Raw genomic sequence first — 21,706 nt, forward strand, 5'->3', positions numbered from 1 at the left:
CCCCCCCCCCCCCCCCCCGCCGCGCCGATCTCAACCAGCCAGGGCGGCTTTGTTGGCTTCCAGGAACTGCTTCAGCGGTGTCGACTTCCGACCTGAAAGTGTCGCGACCGAGTCCGTCACCATGCCGAGGTCGCCAGCGCGTGTGGCGGCGTCGAAGGACACCAGAAGCCTGGCGATCGGCTCGGGAAGCCCGGCTGCCTTCATGCCTTCGGTCAGTGCTTCATCGGAAAGCTGGACGACCTGGATCGGCTTGCCGGTGACCTCGGTGACGAGTGCCGCGACCTCGGCCGATGTATAGGCCTTGGGCCCAGTCAGCGTGTAAGTCTTGCTCTCGCTGGCGTCCGAGGCGAGCCCAGCAGCTATGGCTGCGGCGTAATCGTCACGCGCGCCGTAGGAAATGGCACCATCGCCCGCCGATGTGTACCAATGACCCGAGGCGAGGATTTGCGGCATGGCCATGAACAGATTCTCGTCGTACCAGCCGTTGCGGAAGATCGTGTAGGGGATGCCGCTGGCCTTGATGGCTTGCTCTGTGTCGTAGTGGTCGGGAGCAAAAAGCACGGCGGAGCCGGGCTCGGTGTTGGGCAGCGAAGTGTAAAGCAGGTGGCCGACGCCAGCCTCCCTGGCCGCCGCGACGGCGGCAAGCTGCTGCTCGCGCCGCTTTCCCTGGATCGCCAGTTCGTTAGTCGAAATGATGAGGGCCCGGTCGGCCCCGGCGAAGGCTTTGGCAAGCGAGGCCCGATCGTCGAAGTCGGCCTGGCGAACAGTGACGCCGCGCGCCGACAGGTCGGCAAGATTGGCGGGCGTGCGCGTCGTGGCGATGATCCGGGCCGCCGGTATCTCGAATGTGTGCAGCAGATGGTTGATGACGCTGCGGCCGAGCTGGCCGGACGCGCCGGTGACAAGAAGAGTTGCGGTCATGGGAATCCTGACATTGCGCCGGAAGGGCGGTTCGGGTGATAGTCTCAAAAAGAGACCAGCACTAAAATAGGAATTGACCCACTGCCGTAAAGAAGGCAGTTTTTCGGGAGGTAGGCACACGCAGGGAACCAGCCATGGACAGCTCGCTCGTAAAACTGAGGTCCAGACTCGAAGTCTACAAAGCGATGACCGACGGAGGAAACATTGCCGATTGCCCGGTCCGCGACGTCATCCAGGGACTCAATGGCAAATGGAGTTCGCTGCTGACGGCGGCCCTGGCTGAGCAGCCCTATCGCTTCGGCGAGCTGCGGCGGCTGGTTCCCGATATCTCGCAGCGCATGCTGACCCAGACGCTCTATGATCTGCAGCGCGACGGCTATGTGCACCGCGAAGTGTTCCCGACCAAGCCGCCCAGCGTCGAATACAGCCTGACCGAGCTTGGACGCTCGATGTTCGACGCTTTGCAGCATCTGTTGCAGTGGGCTGAAAACAACCACGACGCTGTGCGCGAGGCGCGGGCTGGTTTCGACGCCGCAGGCTTGAACCCAGGCGGCTAGCGCTCCGTCGCGACTTGATTTCGTCAGGCGGCTGAAGGATTGTCCGGCCAATTCGGCTTGGGGGAACGGCATTTCCTACGATATCGCAATTGCAGGCGCCGGCCCGGCGGGACTGGCCATGGCGCTCTATCTCAAGCGGGCCGGTCACCGCGTCACCATTTTCGAGCGCTTCGCGGAGCCGAAGCCGGTCGGATCGGGGCTGATCCTGCAGCCGACCGGGCTGACGGTGCTCGCCGATCTCGGCCTGCTCGACGACATCATGGCGCTGGGCAGCAGGATCGACCGGCTGCATGGCGCCGATGCTTCGAGCGGCCGCACCGTGCTCGATGTCCGCTACGACGCTCAGCGCGGCGGCCGGTTCGGTCTGGCTGTGCATCGGGCGGCCCTGTTCGGTGTGCTTTTTCGTGCGGCGCAGCGCGAGGCGATCGCCATCGAGACCGGAGTCGAGATCGAGACGCTGGAGGCTGGTGAACGGGCAACGCTGATCCGTGGCGATGGGCGAAGGGCAGGGCCGTTCGATCTGGTCGTCGACGCCAGCGGCGCGCGCTCGAAATTGCGGCGGAGCGTCGGCAATCCCGGCGAGCCAAGGCCGCTCCCCTATGGCGCGTTCTGGGCGTCGCTCAAGTGGCGCGGCGAGGGTTTTGACGAGCACGCGCTTTTGCAGCGCTATGACAAGGCCAGCGTGATGATCGGCGTGCTGCCGATCGGCCGGCCGGAACCGGGTGCGCAGAAGATGGCGGCCTTCTTCTGGAGCCTGAAGCCTGATGATGTCGACGCGGTGCGTGGCCAGGGCCTCGACGCCTGGAAGGCAAGGGTGGTGCGGCTGTGGCCGCGGGCCGAGGCGTTTACCAGCCAGATCGACAGTTTCGACCAGCTCTCGCTGGCCCGCTATGGCCACCACACGATGAAGCTTCCGGTCGGCCGGCGGTTGGCCGTGATCGGCGATGCCGCGCACTCCACCAGTCCGCAGCTCGGCCAGGGCGCCAACATGGCGCTGCTCGACGCCGCCGCGCTCAGCCATGCGCTGGCGCGAACGGACGTCGTGGAAGCCGCGTTGGAAGCCTATGCCAAGGCGCGGCGCTGGCATGTGCGGACCTTCCAGGCGCTGTCGCTGGCGTTCACGCCCTTCTACCAGTCGGATTCCGTGGCGCTGCCTTTCATTCGCGACAGGCTGGTGGCGACCATCGCAAAAATCCCGCCGGCGCCGCAATTCCTTGCCTCGATGGTGGCGGGCACCGCGATCGATCCTTTCAGGCGGGCAGGGCTTGCCGAGGCGCGGTGGCCGGATCGGCTTGCCGGATGAGGCTCGATAGAAAAGAGCCCTTGGCGCGCAGGAACGCATGCAGGCGCTGCGGATAGTCCGGCGCCACGGCTTGCCGGATCGAGGGACGGTCGCCTAACGCTCTGCGCCAGGCCTGGACGCGCGGCTTGCCGTCCAGGATGCCGAAATCGCCGATCCGGTCGAAGGCGTCGAGATATTTGAAAACGGGTCCGAAGACCGCATCAACGAACGAAAAGCGGTCGCCGGCGAACCACGGCCCACTGCGCGGCGCATCGTCGGCGAGTTCAGCCTCGAGGCGGTCGAACATCGCCGACAGCGCGCTGGCCTCGGCGAGGAAGCCGGCCTCGCTCGGCGCTGAATAGAACCGGCCGATGGCGTTGAGGATGGCCGAGCCATACTCGATCCAGGCACGGTGCCGGGCCCTGGCATAGGCATCGGCGGGGTGGAGGGGGTTGGCCTGTGTCTCCTCGAGCAATTCGAGGATGACCGCGGATTCGAAGATCACCGTCTCGTCGCCATTTCGCCGGACGCGCAGCAGCGGCACCTTGCCCAGCGGCGAGATCGCCTTGAACCAGTTCGGTTTGTCGGCGAGGTCGATGTCGACGCGCTCGAACGGCACGCCTTTCTCGGTCAGCGAAATCGCCGCACGCTGGACGAAGGGGCAGAGAGGGTGGCTGACGAGAATGAGGGTGTCGGTATGGTTCATCGGATTGCTCCTCGATAAATTGATGCAGTTGCATCTATGTAGATGCATGCGCATCGATCGTCAAGCTTGATGCATTTGCATCTATCTCTTATGGTGCCGTCATGACAGAGAGAGCCATGCCTGCGCCTGATGCCATCAAGGCCTGGGCCCGCCTGATGCGGGTGTCGCGCCAACTGGTGGAACGTGCCGAGGAGGCGCTGAAAGAGGGCGGTCTGCCGCCGCTCGCCTGGTACGACGTGCTGCACGAACTCGCCGAGGCCGGCGAGGGCGGTTTGCGGCCGTTTCAGTTGATCGAGCGCACCTTGTTTGCGCAATACAACATCTCGCGGCTGTTGGCCCGGCTCGAAGCCGACGGGCTGGTCGAGAAACTCCCGGTGGCTGATGACGGCCGCGGCCAGACCATCCGCATCACCGCCAAGGGACGTGAGACGCGCCGCCGGATGTGGGCGGTCTACGGACGGTCAATCGCCGAACTGATTGGCGCCAAGCTCTCGCCCGACGAACTGAGCATGGTGTCGGCCCTGCTTGGCCGGCTGCGTCATCCGCCTGCCGGGGACTGAGCATTCGCATTGCGCGGCTGCGCGGGACGCCAGCAGATATTTTTCTTCTCCGCCCTTGCGCCGATCATTGGATTGCGCAATAAGCCGAACCGTAACGTACGGTACGGCCGGCGACTTAGCCGACCTGCTTTTGTCTGCCGAGGGAAGAGCGTGTTGCACGGCGTGGCCGACATCGACAACAGCGAGGCGTTGACGGAGCGGCAGCAGGCCGTTCTGGATGCGGCGCTGCGGCTGCTGGTCGAGGAGGGCGACAATCTGACCATGACCGCCGTGGCGCGCCGGGCGAGCTGTTCCAAGGAAACGCTCTACAAATGGTTCGGCGGCCGTGACGGGCTGTTGACGGCAACGGTGCAGTGGCAGGCGTCGAAGGTGCGGGTGGCTTCGGTCGACGGCAGGGGGCTCGACCTTGCCTCGCTGACGGCAAGCCTGGAGCGCTTTGCCTCCGACTGGCTCAAGGTGATCTCCAGCGACACCTCGATCGCGCTCAACCGGGTGGCGGTAAGCCATGCGGGTTCAGGCAAGGACAATCTCGGCGCCGTCGTGCTGGAGAATGGGCGCTTTGCACTGGCCAAGCGGCTGAAGCCGGTGCTTGAAGCCGGCCGGCAGGCCGGGCTGCTTGAATTCGGGGATGCCGAGACGGCGTTCCGTACCTTTTTCGGGCTGGTTGGCCGCGATGTGCAGATACGTCTGCTGCTCGGCGACAGGCTGGAATTGACTGAGGCGGCGATCGGCGGCGATGCCACCCGCGCGACGCAGCAGTTTCTCGCTCTTTTCGGAGCAAAAACCGGGCCGCAAGGCCTCTGATCTAAAAAACGGGAAGGAAGTAAAATGCGCGTTTATTACGATCGTGATGCCGATCTCAATCTGATCAAGGGCAAGAAGGTCGCCATCATCGGCTACGGCAGCCAGGGAAGGGCGCATGCGCTCAACCTCAAGGATTCCGGCGCCAAGGAGATTGCCATCGGCCTCAAGGCCGGCTCGGCGACCGCCAAGAAGGTCGAGGCCGACGGGCTCAAGGTGATGAGCGTCGCCGACGCCGCCAAATGGGCCGACCTGATGATGATGGCGACGCCGGACGAATTGCAGGCCGACATCTACAAGAATGAAATCGCGCCGAACATCCGTGACGGCGCCGCGATTGCCTTCGCGCATGGTCTCAACGTTCATTTCGGCCTGATCGAGCCGAAGTCGACCGTCGACGTCGTCATGATCGCGCCGAAGGGCCCGGGCCACACGGTTCGCGGCGAATACCAGAAGGGCGGCGGCGTGCCGTGCCTGGTCGCCGTCAACCAGGACGCCTCGGGCAATGCGCTCGACCTCGCTCTCTCCTACGCCTGCGGCGTCGGCGGCGGTCGTTCGGGCATCATCGAGACCAATTTCCGCGAGGAATGCGAGACCGACCTGTTCGGCGAGCAGGTCGTGCTGTGCGGCGGCCTGGTCGAACTGATCCGCGCCGGCTTCGAGACCCTGGTGGAAGCCGGCTACGCGCCGGAAATGGCCTATTTCGAGTGCCTGCATGAAGTGAAGCTGATCGTCGACCTGATCTATGAAGGCGGCATCGCCAACATGAACTACTCGATCTCGAACACCGCCGAGTGGGGCGAGTATGTCTCGGGTCCGCGCATCATCACCGCCGAGACCAAGGCCGAGATGAAGCGCGTGCTGAAGGACATCCAGACGGGAAAATTCACCTCGGAGTGGATGCAGGAATACCGCGCCGGCATGTCGCGCTTCAAGGGCATCCGCCGCAACAATGACAGCCACCAGATCGAGGAAGTCGGCGCCAAGCTGCGCGCCATGATGCCGTGGATCTCCAAGAACAAGCTGGTCGACAAGGCCAAGAACTGAGCCGATCCACGTTTCTTGCTTTGCGCGTCCTCGGGCTTCGCCCTGTGGGCGCGCGGGGGATCTCCAAGAACAAGCTGGTCGACAAGGCCAAGAACTGAGCCGATCCACGTTTCGCGATTAATAGAAAACGGCGCCACGTGGCGCCGTTTTCATTTCCGGCATCAGCCGCGGGCAGCTCAGCTATAGGGCGAATAGCACTGCTGGCGCGGGCCGTTATAGGGCTGGAACGTGTTGTCGTAGGCGCGGTACGACCGGTAGCGGTTGTAGCACCATTGCACGTGCGCGTTCGACAGCCGACCGGCGCGGTAGTGACGGCGCGGCGCCGGCGCATAGTAGCCGTCGTTATAGTAGCCGTTGTTGTACATGCTGCCGAGGCCGAGCCCCAGGCCAAGACCGAGCACCGCGGCGGCGCCATCATCGTAGTAGCGTCCGCCACGATAGTGATGGCGGCCATGGCGCCAGCGCCAGTCATCGCCACGGCTCCAGTTGCCGCCACCGTTCCAGTGGCGACGGCCGTTCCAGTTGTCCCCGCCATTCCAGTGGCGGCCGTTCCAGTTGCCGGACCGGCGCCATCTCCAATCGCCGCCATTGTTGTTGCCGCCGGCCCAGCTGTCGCGGACCGGGGTTATGGTCGGCGCGACGGTACTGGCCGGGATCGACACATCCGGCTGCAGGATCGGACCAGCGGCGGATGGCGCCGTGATGCCGGAGACGATACCGAGCGCCAGAAGCCCGGATTTGATAGTGGAAGAAAAGAGCGAATTCATTGCACTCTCCAAGAGTTACAGGCCCCACGCCTACCCTGGAATGGGCATACTGTGGACCTTTGCGTCTGAACGGCGGATGAACGGAAAGGTTCCGTCAACCATGGCGCGAACCCGCCAGGACCAATCGATCCCTGCTTGTGGTTCTGCGATCTTGTCTTCTGGCGCTCTTGCAGGCAAAGGTCAGCGCATGTCGCTGCGCCTTGCCACCTTCAATGTCGAAAACCTGATGAACAGGTTCGATTTTTCCGGCTATCGCAACCAACTCAACGAGGACCGGACGCTGGCGCTGTTCGATATCCAGAGCGAGGCCGAATACAGGATGCTGGAACAGGCGCGCGCCATCGCCCAGTCCGACGACACGCGCCAACTGACGGCGCTGGCCATCGCCGCCACCCGCGCCGACATCATCTGCATGCAGGAGGTCGACAATATCGAGGCCCTGAAGGCGTTCGAGTACGGCTACCTGTTCAAGATGGTGGGGCAGGGCTACCGGCAGAAATACACCACGTCGGGCAATGATTCGCGCGGCATCGATGTCGCCGTGATGATGCGCAACGAAACCGCGCAGGGACAGCCGATCGAATTCGTGCGCATGACCAGCCATGCCTATGTCACCTACGAGCAGTTCGGCTTGCATACGCCGGAGCTGGCGGCCCTCGGCAACCAGGCCAATGAACGCATCTTCCGGCGCGACTGCCTGGAGGTCGACATTAAGGTGGGCGGCGCGCCGATGACGCTTTATCTCGTGCACTTCAAGTCGATGGGTTCGCCCCGCAACGGGCTCGACGGACGCGAAGCGACAATGCCGGTGCGCGTCGCCGAGGCGCAGGCCGTGCGGCGCATCATCGAGGAGCGTTTCGGTGCCGAGCACGCGGCCGACAAGCGCTGGGCGATCTGCGGCGACATGAACGATTACCGCCAGCGCGTGAAGATCGCCGGCGACGAGGTCGACGGTTACCGTTTCGAGGTGGTCGACGAGAACCTGTCCTGCATCAATGTGCTGACGGCGGGCGGTTTTTGCGAAAACGTCGTCGAGCGGCGGCCGGAGATGAACCGCTGGACCTTCTATCACACACGCGGACCGGAAGAGCGGCATCTGTGCCAGCTCGACTACATCCTGCTCTCGAAGGGACTGGCGGCGAAGAACACCACGGCGGTTCCCGACATCATCCGCAACGGCCAGCCCTGGCGCACGATCTTTCCCGCCGGCCAGGAAGTCGAGCGCTTCCCGCGCGCCGGCTGGGACCGGCCCAAGGCCTCGGATCATTGCCCGGTGGCGATCACGCTGGACATGGCCTGATGGGCATTATGGGGCCTGATGGGCGGAGCCGACATGAGCTTTGATCTTCCGCGCAATGTCATCCTGCCCGTCGACGCTATCGACGTCCGTCTCGACCCCGGCCCGCACCCGTTCGCACTGGAGAATGCCGAGGCGATTGCCGCGAACTGGCAGAGCGAGATCGCCGCCAAACCGGCGCTGTTCGACGGCATTGTGGTGCTGCTTTCGGAACTTGCCTATCGCGACCGCCGCCTCATCGGCCGCTGCCATGCCGTCAACTACTCGACCTTCATGCTGTGGCGCAAGCGGCGCGAGAATTCCGGCGCCGAGCACGCCTATGGCCACGCCATGCTGGTGGCCGGGGACAACGCTCTGGTGGCGATCCGCATGGGACGACACACAGTGGGTGCCGGCAGCGTCTATTTCGCCGCCGGCTCGTTCGAACCGATCGATTTCCGCGACGGGCTGGTCGATGTCGATTTCAACATGATCCGCGAGGTGCGCGAGGAAACCGGCCTCGACCTGTCGGATGCCAGGCGCGGTGTGCGCTGGCACGCCCTGTCGACGGCAAGCGGCACCGTCATCTTCCGCCGCTATCATGTCGACGAGCCGGCCGACGAGATCGCGCGCCGGATCTCGGCCTTCGTCGCCACCGAAGCCGACCCGGAGATCGAGGGGCCGGTGATCATCCGCCATGCCGGCGACCTGCCGGAGGGGCTGGCGCCACACATGAAGCCGCTGGTCGAGTGGCATTTCGCGAACGGGGTCTAAATTGTAGTCCCCTTGCGCGCGCCTTACGGAGAAGCGCCGAGAGATTGCGGTTTGATATCAAAATTGATAAAATGCTATCACCGATGTCACTTTAAGTGGATTGCTATCATTGAGCGCCGTCACTATCCGCAATTTGCCGGAGGAAACCCTCCGCGCCCTGAAGGTGCGGGCAGCGCGGCACGGCCGCAGCACTGAAGCCGAGATGCGTGAGATCCTGGAGACGGCCGTGCGGCCAGCCAATCGGGTCGAACTCGGCTCGCTGCTTGCAGCCATCGGCCGCGAGGCCGGATTGACGCAAGAAGATGTCGATGACTTGCAGCAGCTCCGCGACAAAACACCGGGCGAGCCGGTGCGGTTCGAATGATCCTCATCGATACCAATGTCATTTCCGAACCGTGGAAACCTGCGCCAGATCCCCGCGTCATCGCGTGGCTCGACGCCCAGGCGCTCGAAACCCTGTATCTCTCGACCGTCACCTTGGCCGAACTGCGTTTCGGTATCGCGGCGATGCCCGTCGGCAGGCGGCGCACGATCCTGCATGACCGTCTGGAGCGGGACGCGCTGCCGCTGTTTGCGGACCGCATCCTGCCTCTCGACTTCGACGCTTCGCAGGCTTACGCCAAGCTCATGGTGCGGGCGAGGGCAGCGGGCAAGGCGATCGGCAACGCGGACGGCTACATCGCCGCCACGGCCGCGGCACACGGTTTCACGGTCGCCACCCGCGATACAAGTCCGTTCGCGGCCGCCGGGTTGAGTACCGTCAATCCGTGGGACGCCGCGCTTTAGCTGCCATGCCCCTATGAGATCTTGCCCTTGCGGTCATTGCGCGCGGCGGCAAGGAACAGGATGAGGCCAATGCCCAGCAGGCCGCCCATGGCCATTCCCATGGTCTGGCCGACGACCGCCTGGAAATCCGCTGTGACACGATCGGGATTGGCCATGCCGTAGCGGGCGAGCCATAGCCAGATGCCGGCGAGCGCGGCCTCGACGATCACCATCACCAGGATCACTCGCGCCTTCTTGCTCATGCATTGTTCCTCGCCCGGAGATGTCTTGCCTTAGCATCGCCGGTCGCAGGGCGACAGTGTTGCCGATGCGGGCAGGCGTTCAAGGTTGGGGAAAGCCGCTGCGCGCAGCTCTCTATTCGTGCCGCAACGCGTCGATCGGGTCGAGCCTGGCGCCGCGTAGCGCCGGGAAGAAGCCGAACACCATGCCGATCAGCGCGGAAAAGCCGACCGCGAGCAGGATCACGGCCGGGCTCGGCGCGAACGGTATGGTCAGCGTCGCCGAGGCGAGGCCGGCCAGCCCCAGGCCGAGCAGGATGCCGATGATGCCGCCGAGCAGCGACAGCACGGTCGCCTCGACCAGGAACTGGATGAGGATGTGCTTTTCATGCGCGCCGATGGCGAGCCTGATGCCGATCTCGCGCGTGCGCTCGGTGACCGAGACCAGCATGATGTTCATGATGCCGATGCCGCCGACCAGCAGGCTGACGCCGGCGACCGCGCCCAGCATGCCGGTCATGGTGGTGGTGGCGCTGGCCATGGCGTCGGCGATCTGGGTCATGTCGCGGATGCCGAAATCGCTCTCGCGATCGGGGGTGATGCGCCTGGCATCGCGCAGGATGTCTTCGACACGCGGCTGCAATTCGGTGGTCGGCGTGCGGTCGTCGGCGGCGATGTAGATGTTGTCGATGTCGCGGTTGCCGGCAATGCGGCGCTGATAGGCGGCGAGCGGCATCAGCACGACATTGTCCTGGTCCTGGCCGAAACCGGTATAGCCCTTCGGTTCGAGCAGGCCGATGATCCTGCAGGAGGTGCGGTTGACGCGGATGATTTCGCCCTCGGGATCGCCGGCGCCGAAGAACTGCTGGCGCACCGTCTCGCCGATCAGGCACACGCCGGTGCCCGAGCGGGTCTCGGAATCGCTGAACGGGCGGCCGGACACCAGCTTCCAGTCGCGCGCGTCGAGATAAGCGCTGTCGGTGCCGGTGACGCCCGAGGTCAGGCTCTCGGTGCCGAAAATGACGCGGACCTGCTTCTGCGCGGCCGGCGAGATGGCGCGCGCGCCGGTGAGATGCGCGACCAGCGCCGCCAGGTCCTTTTCGGCGAGCGGCCGCACCGCCTGGTCGAGCCCGCCCGGGCCGCCGGGACCGGCCGGCCGTCCGGCGCGCACGACCAGCAGATTGCTGCCGAGCTTGGAGATGTCGGCCTTAACCTTCTGCGTGGTGCCGGAGCCGATGGTGAGCATGGCAATGACGGCGGCGACGCCGATGACGATGCCGAGCAGCGTCAGGAACGAGCGCAGCACGTTGCGGCGGATCGAGCGCAGCGAGAGGCGGACGGTTTCCCAGATCATAGTCTATGCCACTTCCACGTTCATGGAATCGGAGGCGACATGGCCGTCGAGGAAGCGGATGGTGCGCTCGGCGTATTCGGCGACATCGGCCTCGTGCGTGACCATGGTGATGGTCAGGCCAAGCTCTCTGTTCAGCCGGGTCAGCAGCTCCATGATCTCGTGCGTGCGCGCGGTGTCGAGATTGCCGGTCGGCTCATCGGCGACGAGCAGGGTCGGCCTGGTGACGATGGCGCGTGCGATCGCCACGCGCTGCTGCTGGCCGCCCGACAGTTCAGCCGGCGTGTGGTGCTCGCGGCCGACGAGGCCGACCTCGGCCAGCGCCTGCATGGCAAGGTCGCGCCGCTCGCGGGCGGGAACGCCGCGATAGATCAGCGGCAGTTCGACATTTTCGGCCGCCGTGGTGCGGGCCAGGAGATTGTAGCCCTGGAAGACGAAGCCGACATAGAGATTGCGCAGCATGGCGCGGCGGTTGCGGTCGAGCCGGCCGGCATCGACGCCCATAAAGGAATAGGTTCCGGCGGTCGGCGTGTCGAGGCAACCGATGATGTTCATGGCCGTCGACTTGCCGGAGCCCGACGGACCCATGATGGCGACGAATTCGCCGCGCCGGATAGCAAGGTCGACGCCGGCCAGCGCATGCACCTTGGCTTCGCCCTGGCCGTAGCTCTTCCAGACCTTGTCGAAGGTGATGAGGGCTGCACCGGCGGCCATGGCGTCAGCTCCGCGACTGCGAGGCCGTGATCACCTGCGCGCCTTCGTCCAGGCCGGAGGTGATCTCGGTCAGCTCGCCGTCGGTGGAGCCGATCTTGACGTTGACGGGACGCGGCCGCCCGTTCTCCAGCACATAGAGCGTGCGGGAACCATCGGTCGGCGCCTTCGCGGGCTGGCGCTGGCGGTTGCCGCGCCCCATGCGGCCGGTGAACAGGTCGCTGAAACTCCAGCCGCGCGCCGCCTGCTGCGCCGGGCGATAGCGGAACGCGGAAGAGGGCACGGTGAGCACGCCCTTGGCCTCCCGCGTGACCACCGAAACGGTGGCAGTCATGCCGGGCCGCAGCAGAAGCTCGTTGTTGTCGACCTCGAGCCGCGCATTGTAGGTGACGACGCCATCCGTCGTGACCGAGGCATAGGAAATGTCGCGGATCTCGGCATCGAAGGGCCGGTCAGGGAAAGCGTCGACGGTGAAGCGGGCATGCTGGCCCGACTTGACCGCGCCGATATCGGCTTCGTCGACCGCCGCCACCAGCTCCATGTTCCTGAGATCGGCGGCAATGACGAACAGAACCGGCGCCTGCAGCGAGGAGGCGACCGTCTGGCCGGGGTCGACGGAGCGCGTCAGCACGATGCCATCGATCGGCGCGTAGATCGTGCTCTTGGCAAGGTCGGTCCGCTGCGCCTTGAGGTCGGCCTGGGCGATGGCGAGATTGGCCCGCGCACTGTCGAGCGCCGCCTTGGAGCGGTCGCGCGTGGCGGTTGCCGCCTCGAGCGACTGGTCGGTGGCCATGCCGCGTTTTGTCAAGGCCGCCGCGCGTAGCAGCGCGCTCTCGTTCTCGGCCAGCGTCACCGTGGCGTCTTCGACATTGGCAGCGGCGCCCTTGGCGGATGCCTCGGCGCGTTCGATCTGGACCTCGAGTTTCACCGTATCGAGTGTGGCCAGCACGTCGCCCTTCTTGACCTGCTGGTTCTCCTCGGCGGAGACCGAGCGGATGATGCCGGACAGTTCGCTCGATATGTCGACCTGGGTCAGGGGCTGCAGCGTGCCCGTCGCCGACACCTGGACGGTGAGGTCGGCCCTGGCGGCCGGTACCGTCGTGTACTCAATCCTGGCCGGCGTGCCCGCATACCACTGATACAGGCCGAGGCCGGCGGCAAGCACGATGAGGGTCAGCAACGCATAGAGCCAGCCGCGCCGACGCGTCTTGCGCCGGCCGGTCTGGTCGAGACCGAGCGCCGTCTCGATGGCGGAATCCGATTCCGTCTTTGGCGGATTGACAATCTGGTCCACGCCAGACCCCTATGATGCGCAATGTCCCTATCTGTGCACAGATCAGGCTTGATGGTTCGAATATCAAATTAAATTTCGCCCATGTTGGGATTGAGGCAGGAATGCAAACCCGGAATTACTTGCTTTACGATGTGTTTACGACCGAGCGACTGGCCGGCAATCCGCTGGCCGTGGTGTTGGATTGCAAAGGTCTGGACACCGCCGCGATGCAATCCATCGCACGCGAGTTCAACCTGTCCGAATCGGTCTTCGTGCTGCCGCCGGACAATCCCAAGCATAAAAACCGCATCCGCATCTTCACGCCGGATTACGAAATGCCGTTCGCCGGGCATCCGACCGTCGGCTCGGCGATCGCGCTGGCGGAACTGGCCGGCGAGGGCGGCGCCGGTATCTTCGTGCTGGAAGAAAACATCGGTCCGGTGCGCTGCGCCGTAAGCCAGCACGATGGCGCCACCTTCGCTGAATTCGACCTGGCGAAATTGCCGGAACCGCTTGAGCTCCAAGCCGATCCGGTGTCGATCGGCGCGGCACTCGGCCTGGCGCCGCACGAGATCGGCTTCGAGAATCACCGTGTCGCGTTCTGGTCGGCCGGCGTGCCCTATGTGACCATTCCGGTCGCCAATCTGGAGGCGGCGGCCCGGATCCGGCTGGACAACCAGGCGTGGTCGGAACTGGCGCCGCGCAAGAGCGAATGGGCCTTCGCCAGCCCTTACGTCTATTGCCGCGATACGGTGAACCACGAAAGCGCGTTTCATGTCCGCATGATCGTGCCCGGCACGCCGTCCTATGAAGATCCGGCGACCGGTTCGGCGGCGGCGGCCTTCGCCGGCGCCATCATGCATTTCGACGCGCCGACGGACGGGATTTCGCAATTGTGGATAGAGCAGGGGCTGGAGATGGGCCGGCCATCGCGCATCCGCCTCGAACTGACCGTGCAAGGCGGAAAACTGGCCTCCGCGCGCATTGGCGGCAATGCGATCAAGGTGGCGGAAGGCAAGCTTTTCGTCTGATCGCCGCTGCATTTTTTGCCGGCACGACAAGGCTTGATGCGATTTGTCGGGAAATGATTCCAGCAGGGCTGGACAGGACCGGCATCGGCGGCTATATGCCCGCCAACGCCGGTTTTTGCCGGCCGAGTGGGTGCGTAGCTCAGTTGGTAGAGCAGCTGACTCTTAATCAGCGGGTCCACAGTTCAATCCTGTGCGCACCCACCAAATTTTCAAGAAAATTGGTGGAAGACCTTGGTACCAGAGACGCGTTGACGCGTCTTTGGTATGCGTCGATGGTGGCACGAGCCTGGATTGGCCGCCGACTGCTACAAGCTAATCGGAACCGGTTCGCGACCGTGTCAGCGCTGCCGTTGGGCATGGGGGCGCAAGCCGGACCAAGAAGAACAATTTTCTCAATTTGTGGCAGACGGGTTACATGGTTTGTTGGAAAACCAAGCTAAGCCTGACTCATCGCTTTGCTCCCGGGGATCAGGATGCGCGCACTCAAACTTGCCCTTCTTGCCTCGTTGGTGATTGCCACCCCCGCTTTGGCGGCGGACCTCTCCCCCCAACCGACCGAGCCTGTGGCTTATGACTGGACCGGCGTCTATGTAGGTGCGGAGGCGGGGTACGTTTGGGGAAGTTCAACTTACGACAGCGCGGGGTCTCCGGCTGGCCCCCCCTACACTAGCGCCTCACTCAATCCTAAAGGCGCCTTTGGGGGCGCATACGTTGGCTATAACTACCAGTTCGATGGTAACTATGTCATAGGCGTTGAAGCGGATGCCAATTTCGCCAGCGCCAAGGCGGACAATACGTTTTCTGGGTTTCCTCCCCCTGCCTTCGCAAGCAGTGATTTGAAATGGTTCGGATCGGCACGCCTGCGTGCAGGCTACGCATTCGATCGTTTCTTGCCATTTGTAACCGGCGGTCTGGCGATCGGTAAATATTCCGCCGGAACCAGTCTTTCCCCTTTTCTAGGTTCTCCTCCAAGCGAGATCAGCGATACCATGGTTGGTTGGACGGCAGGTGCCGGACTTGAATATGCCGTGACCGACAATTTGATTGCGCGCGTCGAATACCGCTACTCCGACTATGGCCGTCAATCGCAATCTACGCCGTTCATCTTCACGACGCAGGCTGCCAGAGTTGATCTTTCTACCAACGATGTCCGTGTTGGACTTAGCTACAAATTCTGATTTCGGACCGTATCTCTTGCAAGGCCTCGCTTCGGCGAGGCTTTTTTGTTGTGTGAATGGCCCGGGGCTCACCACGCCCCTGCGAGCGCTTATTTCTCCGAAACGCCTGCCTCGGCAAAGCTCGCCATCTTCGCATGGCATTCCAGCGCCGAGCGCACGATGTTGACGGCGAGGCAAGCGCCGGAGCCTTCGCCGAGCCGCATGCCGAGATCGAGCAGCGGCGGCAGGGCGAGCGCTTCGAGCAGGCCGCGATGGCCCGATTCGGCCGAGACGTGCGCGGCGATGGTGTGGGCAAGGCCGGTCGGGTGCAGTTTCGCCAGGGGGGCGGCGGCTGCGGTGCAGACGAAGCCGTCGAGCAGCACGGGTATGCCGAGATGCCGTGCGGCGAGCGTGGCGCCAAAGATGGCGGCGAGTTCGCGTCCGCCGAGGCTGGCGGCGACCGCCAGCGGATCGGCAAGGACGGCGGCATGGCGCTTGAGGCCGGCCTCGATGGCGACCACCTTGCGTTTCAGGCCGGCATCATCGACGCCGGTGCCGCGCCCGGTCCATTTTTCGGCGCCACCGCCGAACAAGGCAGCCGAAATGGCGGCGGCCGGCGTGGTGTTGCCGATGCCCATTTCGCCGAAACAAACGAGGTCGAGATCATCAGTCACGGCGTCATAGCCGGCCGAGACGGCGGCGAGAAAGACTTTCTCGTCCATCGCCGATGTCTGCGTGAAGTCGCCCGTGGGTTGGTCGAGATCGAGCGGGATGACGTCGAGTTCGGCGCCGGCGATGCGGGCGAGTTGGTTGATGGCGGCACCGCCGCCAGCAAAATTCGCCACCATCTGCACGGTGACTTCCGAAGGGTAGGCCGACACGCCTTGCGCGGTGACGCCGTGATTGCCGGCGAAGACGAAGACTTTCACCCGGTCGAGCCTGGGCATGTCGCGGCCCTGCCAGCGCGCCAGCCACGCGGCGATCGATTCGAGTTTGCCGAGGCTGCCTTGCGGCTTGGTCAGCGTGTCCTGGCGGCGGGCGACCGCATTGGCAGCCGTATCGCTGCCTGCGGGCAGGTCGAGGCAGGCGGCGCGCAGTTCATCGAGGGAATTGAAGGGCATGGGGGCAAGGTCTCCGAAAAGGAATCAAGGCGAACGGATCAGGAAAGCGCAACGGAAGCGACGAGAAGCACCGCGATTTCGCTCACCTGCTGCAAGGCGCCAACCGTATCGCCGGTCTGGCCGTCGATCTGGTTGAGGCAAAGGGCATGGAAGGCGGCAAACAGCAGGCCGAGCAGGATCAGCGCGGCGATGGCGCCGCCGGGGCCAAGCAAGAGAAGCGGGATCGCGCCGAGCACGCCGCCGGCTATGGCCGTTTCGAGCGATACCGTGCCGGCGCCGGCCGACAGACCGTCGGATCGCGCCGGGGGCAGAAGATGCATGAAGGCGCCGAGCACGCCGCGCGAAGCCGCATGCGCGGCCACGAGAGCAAACAGAGCCTGCGTGGGTTCGACCACTTGCGACAGCGCGCTCCAGCGGAGCAGCAGCGACAGGGACAGCGCCATGGCGCCATAGGCACCGATGCGGCTGTCGCGCATGATCTCGAGCTTGCGTCCGCGCGACTTGCCGCCGCCGAAGCCATCGGCGACGTCAGACAGTCCATCCTCGTGCAGGCAGCCCGTGGCGAGCACGGTTGCCACAAGGGCAAGGGCGGCCGCCGGTCCCATGGCAAGGCCAAACCGCTCCGCCGTGGCAAAGACGATCGCGCCGATCAGGCCGACGACGAGGCCGGCAATGGGTGCGGCCCAGATCGCGGCGGCGAGGTTGCGGCCGCGAAAATCGAAGACGGGCAGCGGCAGGCGGGTGAAGAAGACCAGGCAGAGGGCGATGTCATCGAGGATTTGCCGAGGCGACAGCGCGATTCTTGGGAGCTTCATGGTTTAGGCCCGTGCAATCGCGTGGAAGAAGGTGCCGCTGACATGGCCGCGCCGGTAACCGGAAGCGCCGAGCGGATTGCCCTGGCCATCGGCGAGGTCGGCCAGCGGCTCGTCATTGCCGGTCGCCGTCATCTGCGCATAGTGGAACTCGTGGCCCCGGATCAGCGCGCCCTGAGCGCCCAGCGGGCAATCGGCGCGCAGCCGCGCCTCACGGTAGCCGAGATTCATCTTGCGTTTGGCGAAGCTGGTGGAATGACCGAGCAGGCCAAGCATTTTGTGCGTCGTGCCTTCGGCGTCCTCCAGTGCTTCACCGAGCACCATGAAGCCACCGCACTCGCCATGGACGGGTTTTGTCGCGGCGAACCGCGTCATGCCGGCATGGAAATTCGTGGCGGCGGCAAGTTTGCCGGCATGCAGCTCAGGATAGCCGCCCGGCAGCCAGCAGACATCGCACTCCTCGTCGGGCGCTTCGTCGGCGAGCGGCGAGAACGGCACGATTTCCGCGCCGGCCTTGCGCCAGGACGCCGCAACATGCGGATAGAGGAAAGTGAAGGCTGCATCCTCGGCCAGCGCGATGCGCTGGCCGGGCGGCCGCAGCGCGTCGTCGAAGTCGCCAATTGCCGGGATGAAGGGTGTTGCCAGCGCCATGACCGCGTCGAGGTCGAGCGACTTCTCCGCCATGTCGGCCAGCCGGTCGAGATGCGCCATCAGATCATCATATTCGCCGGCCTGGACGAGGCCGAGATGGCGCTCGGGCAAATTGAGCGTCGGGTCGCGCAGGATGGCGCCGACGACGGGCAGTCCGATCGCCTCGATGGCGTCGCCGGAGAGCCGACGGTGGCGCTCGCTGCCCAGGCGGTTGAGCACGACACCGGCCATGCGCACATCCGGGTCGTAAGTGGCAAAGCCCTTGGCGACGGCCGCGGCCGTGGTCGATTGGCCCGACACGTCGAGCACCAGCAGCACCGGCAGGCCGTAGAGTCGGGCGAGGTCGGCCGCCGACCCGGTTCGCCCCGGCGCGGCCGGGATGCCGTCGAACAGGCCCATGGCGCTTTCGAGGATAACGAAGTCGGTATCGTCGGTGGCTTGCGCGGCCAGCGCGTTGAGCAGGGAAGGCGACATCGCCCAGCTGTCGAGGTTGACGCCGGACAGACCTGTGGCGGCGGTGTGGAAGCCGGGGTCGATATAGTCGGGGCCGGATTTGGCGCCGCGCACCTTCAGGCCGCGCCGGGTCAGCGCGCGCAGAATGCCGATGGTGACGCTGGTCTTGCCCGAGCCGGAGCGTGGCGCACCGATGATGATCGCGCGCGCCGTCATGCTCCGCCCGCCAGTGCCGCGCGCATGGCGACGATGCCGCCGACGACGATCAATGCCGGCGAGGCGAGCCCGGCCGCCGCCGCTGCCTCGGCAATGGTGGCGAGCGTGGCGACGACGGTCCGTTCCCGCGGCGTCGTCGCGGCGACGATCACCGCCGCCGGCGTCGATGGCGCGAGGCCGCCATCGAGCAGGGCGGCCGCTATGACAGGCAGGTTGGCCATGCCCATATAGACGACGACCGGCTGGCCGGTGCGGGCGATCGCCGCCCAATCGATGTCGTCATCGGTGCCGGCGGCGTGGCCGGTCGCCAGGATGACAGCCTTGTTGATGCCGCGCATGGTGGCCGGGATGCCGGTGGCGGCCAGCGCGCTGAGGCCCGAGGTCAGGCCGGGCAGCACACGAAATGGGATATTTTCGCGCGCCAGCGCCAGCGCCTCTTCGCCGCCACGGCCGAAAATATAGGGATCGCCGCCTTTCAGGCGTACGACACGCCGGCCGTCACGCGCCAGCCGCACCAGCAGAGCGGTGATATCGTCCTGCTTCATCGAGGGCTGGCCGCCGCGTTTTCCCGCAAAGAAAAGCTCGGCGTTTCCGGCAACCGCGACCACATCTGGCGAAACCAGCGCGTCGTAGACCAGTGCGTCCGCTTCGGCCAGTGCCGCCAGCACCTCCAGGGTCAGGCAGCCGGGATCGCCGGGGCCGGCGCCGGCCAGCCAGACATGGCCCGGCTCAAGCGGACGCGGCTTGAAGTTCAGCCGCGCGAGCGCCTGTTCGAGCGTGGCGTTTTCGCCGTTATTTCCAGTGCTGCCGCTCACAATCCGTCCCGTCCGCGAAAACGCCGCTGATAATGGGCGTCGTACAATGAACTCTCGCCAAAGCCTTCCGCCGCCAGCGAACGGCCGACAAAAATGAGCGCCGTACGCTCCATCGGATCGGCGGCGAGCTGTGCCTCGATGGTCTCCAACGTGCCGGTGAGCACGCGCTCATCAGGCCAGGAGGCGCGAAAGACGATGGCGACCGGGCAATCGCCGCCATAATGCGGCGTCAGTTCGGCGACGACGCGGTCGATGGCGTGGATTGCCAGATGAATGGCCAGCGTGGCGCCGGTGCGGCCGAAACCGGCCAGCGTTTCGCCAGGCGGCATTTTCGAAGCGCGGCCGGAGACGCGGGTCAGCACCAGGCTCTGCGCGACTTCGGGAATGGTCAGCTCGCGGCGAAGCGCGGCGGCTGCGGCGGCGAAGGAAGGCACGCCCGGCGTCAGCGTGTAGGGGATGCCATGCTTTTCCAGCCGGCGGATCTGCTCGGCGACAGCGCTCCACACCGACAGGTCGCCGGAATGCAGACGGGCAACGTCATGGCCGGCCTTGTGGGCATCGAGATAGGCAGCCTCGATCTCGTCGAGCGACATCGGCGCCGTGTCGATGAGTTTGGTGCCCGGGGCGCAGTGTTGCAGCAATTCGGGCGCGACGATGGAGCCGGCATGGAGGCAGACCGGGCAGCTTGCCAGGAGCCTGGCGCCACGCAGCGTGATGAGGTCGGCGGCACCTGGACCAGCGCCGATGAAATGGACAGTCATGACGCGTCTCCGCTGATGGCGATGGCGCAGGTGACCGCGCCGAGCACCGTGCGCGGACCAAGCAGGCTGGCGCCTTTGCCGGCAACGGCAAGGGCGGCGGCTTCGGAAACCGATGGTGTGCCGGCCAGGTCCCACGAGAGGCTGGAGCTGCTGAGCGTTTGTGGCGAGGCTGCCTTGAGAGCTTCGTCATCGACGATGATGACGGGCAGGTTCAGCGCGCGGCCGGCGGCGGCGATCGCGTCTTCATCCTTCTTGAGCGCCGCGGTGGCCAGGGAAGAAAGAGCCGTCATTGCCAGCCCATGCGCTTCGAGCGCGGTTTCGATCGCCGCGAGCACATCCTCGACGCTCACGCCCTTTCGGCTGCCGATCCCCGCGACCATCATGGTTTCACCCAGCTCCATTGCGTGACCGGCATGGCCGGCCGCCACGCCTGCATCGAGCCGACCGGCGAGGCGCGGGAGATGTTTATCCGGATAAGATCGCCGCCGCGCTTGGTGTGCTGGGCGAGAAGCAGGGCTTCCATCTCCAGCGTCACCGCATTGGCGACAAGACGGCCGCCGCTGCGCAGCGCCTTGATGGCGGCGTTCAAGACGCCGGCGTCGCTGCCGCCGCCGCCGATGAAGATCGCATCCGGCGTCTCCAGCCCGGCCAATGCCTTGGGGGCGGTGCCTTCGATAACGACCAGTCCAGGAACACCGCAGGCAAGGGCGTTGTGGCCGATGCGGGCGGCGCGGGCCGTGTCGGCCTCGATGGCGATGGTGCGCAGCGAAGAGTGGGCGAGCATCCATTCGATGCCGATGGAGCCTGAGCCGGCGCCGATATCCCACAGCAATTCGCCGCGCCTCGGCGCCAGCGCCGACAGAGTGACGGCGCGGATTTCGCGTTTGGTGATCTGACCGTCATGTTCGAATAGATGGTCGGCGCGCCCTGACGTCAAAGGCAGGATGCGCGCCTGCGGATTTGAATCAAGCTCGATGGCCAGCACATTGAGCGGGTTGATGTTTTCCAGATCGAAGGCATCGGCACGCGCTGCGCGCAATGTTTCCTTCGGCCCGCCCAGCGCCTCCAGCACCGTCAGTCGCGACGCGCCGAAGTCGAGTGCGGTGAGCAGGCGGGCAATTGCAGCTGGTGCGTCGCCATCCGATGTTAGCGCCAGAATGCGCGCGTTGGGCTGCAGCAGCGGGCGAATCAGGTCGATCGGGTGGCCATGCAGCGAGATGGTCTCGATATCCTGCAGCGCCCAGCCGAGCCGCGCGGCGGCCAGCGAAATGGCCGACGGCGCCGGCATGACATGCATTTCCCGTGGCTGGACCTTGCGGGCGAGGGTGGCGCCGACCCCGTGGAAGAACGGATCCCCGGAAGCGAGCACGCAGACGTTCCTGCCGGCCAGCGCCAGGACATCGGCCATCCCGGCGTCGAACGGAATCGGCCAGGGGCGCGGCTTGCCCTTGGCGAAGGAAGCAACCAGCGCCAGATGCCGCTTGCCGCCGAAGATGAACTCGGCGTCGGCGATCCGCCGCTTGGCCTCGTCGCCGAGACCCGCTAAACCATCCTCGCCGATGCCGACGATCGTGAGCCATTTTGGCGTTGGCTGATTTTTTGACATGTCGCGCCGCCCCTCATCCGCCTGAGGCGTTCGTCGTTCGTAAAGTCAAGCAA

The 21,706-nt window shown here is 65.2% G+C and carries 25 protein-coding genes and 1 tRNA gene; 12 read left to right on the forward strand and 14 right to left on the reverse strand.

All coding sequences use genetic code 11. From position 1 onward, the window contains the following. Window positions 1-30 precede the first annotated feature (30 nt). Complete coding sequence (locus LB569_RS27730) at window positions 31-921, reverse strand: SDR family oxidoreductase (protein ID WP_224694872.1); 891 nt, start codon at window positions 919-921, stop codon at window positions 31-33. Window positions 922-1,106: 185 nt separating this feature from the next. On the opposite strand from LB569_RS27730, the gene LB569_RS27735 reads away from it, so the two are divergent. Together LB569_RS27735 and LB569_RS27740 are read left to right on the forward strand one after the other, a co-directional pair. Continuing rightward, window positions 1,107-1,478, forward strand: a complete 372-nt coding sequence (locus LB569_RS27735; RefSeq protein ID WP_411910228.1) for a winged helix-turn-helix transcriptional regulator — start codon at window positions 1,107-1,109, stop codon at window positions 1,476-1,478. Window positions 1,479-1,596: 118 nt separating this feature from the next. After that, window positions 1,597-2,781 (forward strand): FAD-dependent oxidoreductase, encoded by a 1,185-nt coding sequence (locus LB569_RS27740; RefSeq protein ID WP_263579815.1) that lies wholly within the window; start codon window positions 1,597-1,599, stop codon window positions 2,779-2,781. Here LB569_RS27740 and LB569_RS27745 read toward each other — a convergent pair. Then, complete coding sequence (locus tag LB569_RS27745) at window positions 2,729-3,466, reverse strand: glutathione S-transferase family protein (RefSeq protein WP_140701808.1); 738 nt, start codon at window positions 3,464-3,466, stop codon at window positions 2,729-2,731. The two genes, LB569_RS27740 and LB569_RS27745, sit on opposite strands and share 53 nt — an antisense overlap. Window positions 3,467-3,567: 101 nt before the next feature. Between LB569_RS27745 and LB569_RS27750 the strand changes: the two genes are divergently transcribed. The 3 genes from LB569_RS27750 (at window position 3,568) to ilvC (ending at window position 5,874) form a co-directional block, all read left to right on the forward strand. Continuing rightward, complete coding sequence (locus LB569_RS27750) at window positions 3,568-4,026, forward strand: MarR family winged helix-turn-helix transcriptional regulator (protein ID WP_224694874.1); 459 nt, start codon at window positions 3,568-3,570, stop codon at window positions 4,024-4,026. A gap of 150 nt (window positions 4,027-4,176) precedes the next feature. Then, window positions 4,177-4,830, forward strand: coding sequence for a TetR/AcrR family transcriptional regulator (locus LB569_RS27755; RefSeq protein ID WP_224694875.1), 654 nt, complete (start codon window positions 4,177-4,179; stop codon window positions 4,828-4,830). Window positions 4,831-4,854: 24 nt separating this feature from the next. Next, window positions 4,855-5,874 carry a ketol-acid reductoisomerase gene (ilvC, locus tag LB569_RS27760; RefSeq protein ID WP_013531065.1) on the forward strand — a complete coding sequence of 340 codons (1,020 nt, stop codon included), beginning with the start codon at window positions 4,855-4,857 and terminating at the stop codon, window positions 5,872-5,874. 176 nt (window positions 5,875-6,050) lie between these two features. Here ilvC and LB569_RS27765 read toward each other — a convergent pair whose 3' ends face one another. Further along, on the reverse strand, window positions 6,051-6,641 hold the full coding sequence (locus LB569_RS27765) for a BA14K family protein (protein WP_224694876.1): 591 nt from the start codon (window positions 6,639-6,641) through the stop codon (window positions 6,051-6,053). Between the two features lie 187 nt (window positions 6,642-6,828). On the opposite strand from LB569_RS27765, the gene LB569_RS27770 reads away from it, so the two are divergent. From LB569_RS27770 to LB569_RS27785, 4 genes are all read left to right on the forward strand, one after another. Next, window positions 6,829-7,941 carry an endonuclease/exonuclease/phosphatase family protein gene (locus LB569_RS27770; protein ID WP_224694877.1) on the forward strand — a complete coding sequence of 371 codons (1,113 nt, stop codon included), beginning with the start codon at window positions 6,829-6,831 and terminating at the stop codon, window positions 7,939-7,941. A 33-nt stretch (window positions 7,942-7,974) separates the two neighbouring features. Next, window positions 7,975-8,691 carry a hypothetical protein gene (locus tag LB569_RS27775; protein WP_224694878.1) on the forward strand — a complete coding sequence of 239 codons (717 nt, stop codon included), beginning with the start codon at window positions 7,975-7,977 and terminating at the stop codon, window positions 8,689-8,691. A 109-nt stretch (window positions 8,692-8,800) separates the two neighbouring features. Then, on the forward strand, window positions 8,801-9,055 hold the full coding sequence (locus LB569_RS27780; RefSeq protein WP_224540095.1) for a FitA-like ribbon-helix-helix domain-containing protein: 255 nt from the start codon (window positions 8,801-8,803) through the stop codon (window positions 9,053-9,055). Next, complete coding sequence (locus LB569_RS27785; RefSeq protein WP_224694879.1) at window positions 9,052-9,477, forward strand: type II toxin-antitoxin system VapC family toxin; 426 nt, start codon at window positions 9,052-9,054, stop codon at window positions 9,475-9,477. Before LB569_RS27780 ends, LB569_RS27785 begins: the two co-directional genes overlap by 4 nt. A gap of 11 nt (window positions 9,478-9,488) precedes the next feature. Here the strand turns inward: LB569_RS27785 and LB569_RS27790 are convergent, their stop codons facing one another. The 4 genes from LB569_RS27790 to LB569_RS27805 all read right to left on the reverse strand — a co-directional run bounded on the left by LB569_RS27790 (window position 9,489) and on the right by LB569_RS27805 (window position 13,051). Beyond that, entirely contained in the window at window positions 9,489-9,719 is a 231-nt protein-coding gene (locus tag LB569_RS27790) for a hypothetical protein (RefSeq protein WP_224540098.1), read from the reverse strand. Between the two features lie 112 nt (window positions 9,720-9,831). Beyond that, the gene (locus tag LB569_RS27795) at window positions 9,832-11,049 is read right to left on the reverse strand and encodes an ABC transporter permease (RefSeq protein WP_140701801.1); all 1,218 of its coding nucleotides are present in this window, start codon (window positions 11,047-11,049) and stop codon (window positions 9,832-9,834) included. Window positions 11,050-11,052: 3 nt separating this feature from the next. Next, entirely contained in the window at window positions 11,053-11,760 is a 708-nt protein-coding gene (locus LB569_RS27800; protein WP_140701800.1) for an ABC transporter ATP-binding protein, read from the reverse strand. 4 nt (window positions 11,761-11,764) lie between these two features. After that, window positions 11,765-13,051 carry an efflux RND transporter periplasmic adaptor subunit gene (locus LB569_RS27805; protein ID WP_224694880.1) on the reverse strand — a complete coding sequence of 429 codons (1,287 nt, stop codon included), beginning with the start codon at window positions 13,049-13,051 and terminating at the stop codon, window positions 11,765-11,767. 101 nt (window positions 13,052-13,152) lie between these two features. Here LB569_RS27805 and LB569_RS27810 point away from each other — a divergent pair, with 101 nt between their 5' ends. From LB569_RS27810 to LB569_RS27820, 3 genes are all read left to right on the forward strand, one after another. Then, on the forward strand, window positions 13,153-14,061 hold the full coding sequence (locus LB569_RS27810; RefSeq protein WP_224694881.1) for a PhzF family phenazine biosynthesis protein: 909 nt from the start codon (window positions 13,153-13,155) through the stop codon (window positions 14,059-14,061). Between the two features lie 128 nt (window positions 14,062-14,189). Next, window positions 14,190-14,265: transfer RNA gene (locus LB569_RS27815), tRNA-Lys, on the forward strand. Between the two features lie 269 nt (window positions 14,266-14,534). Continuing rightward, window positions 14,535-15,239: an outer membrane protein gene (locus tag LB569_RS27820; RefSeq protein WP_224694882.1), complete on the forward strand. Its 705-nt coding sequence runs from the start codon at window positions 14,535-14,537 to the stop codon at window positions 15,237-15,239. 89 nt (window positions 15,240-15,328) lie between these two features. On the opposite strand, the gene cobT is transcribed toward LB569_RS27820, so the two are convergent. The 7 genes from cobT to cbiE are packed head-to-tail and all read right to left on the reverse strand — an operon-like array spanning window position 15,329 to window position 21,653. Continuing rightward, window positions 15,329-16,339: a nicotinate-nucleotide--dimethylbenzimidazole phosphoribosyltransferase gene (gene cobT, locus LB569_RS27825; protein WP_224694883.1), complete on the reverse strand. Its 1,011-nt coding sequence runs from the start codon at window positions 16,337-16,339 to the stop codon at window positions 15,329-15,331. A gap of 38 nt (window positions 16,340-16,377) precedes the next feature. Continuing rightward, window positions 16,378-17,154, reverse strand: a complete 777-nt coding sequence (gene cobS / locus LB569_RS27830) for an adenosylcobinamide-GDP ribazoletransferase (protein ID WP_224694884.1) — start codon at window positions 17,152-17,154, stop codon at window positions 16,378-16,380. Window positions 17,155-17,157: 3 nt separating this feature from the next. Further along, window positions 17,158-18,471 carry a cobyrinate a,c-diamide synthase gene (locus tag LB569_RS27835; protein WP_224694885.1) on the reverse strand — a complete coding sequence of 438 codons (1,314 nt, stop codon included), beginning with the start codon at window positions 18,469-18,471 and terminating at the stop codon, window positions 17,158-17,160. After that, window positions 18,468-19,286, reverse strand: a complete 819-nt coding sequence (gene cobA, locus LB569_RS27840; RefSeq protein ID WP_224694886.1) for a uroporphyrinogen-III C-methyltransferase — start codon at window positions 19,284-19,286, stop codon at window positions 18,468-18,470. Before cobA ends, LB569_RS27835 begins: the two co-directional genes overlap by 4 nt. Next, a complete protein-coding gene (gene cobM / locus LB569_RS27845) occupies window positions 19,283-20,047 on the reverse strand; it encodes a precorrin-4 C(11)-methyltransferase (RefSeq protein ID WP_224694887.1) in 765 nt (254 codons plus the stop codon). The genes cobA and cobM overlap by 4 nt, the downstream gene beginning before the upstream one ends. Further along, window positions 20,044-20,430, reverse strand: a complete 387-nt coding sequence (locus LB569_RS27850; RefSeq protein WP_224694916.1) for a cobalamin biosynthesis protein — start codon at window positions 20,428-20,430, stop codon at window positions 20,044-20,046. The genes cobM and LB569_RS27850 overlap by 4 nt, the downstream gene beginning before the upstream one ends. After that, window positions 20,427-21,653 carry a precorrin-6y C5,15-methyltransferase (decarboxylating) subunit CbiE gene (cbiE, locus tag LB569_RS27855; protein WP_224694888.1) on the reverse strand — a complete coding sequence of 409 codons (1,227 nt, stop codon included), beginning with the start codon at window positions 21,651-21,653 and terminating at the stop codon, window positions 20,427-20,429. Before cbiE ends, LB569_RS27850 begins: the two co-directional genes overlap by 4 nt. Between the last annotated feature and the right edge of the window lie 53 nt (window positions 21,654-21,706).

The sequence above is a fragment of the Mesorhizobium sp. BH1-1-4 genome, assembly GCF_020165665.1.
Classification (GTDB): domain Bacteria; phylum Pseudomonadota; class Alphaproteobacteria; order Rhizobiales; family Rhizobiaceae; genus Mesorhizobium.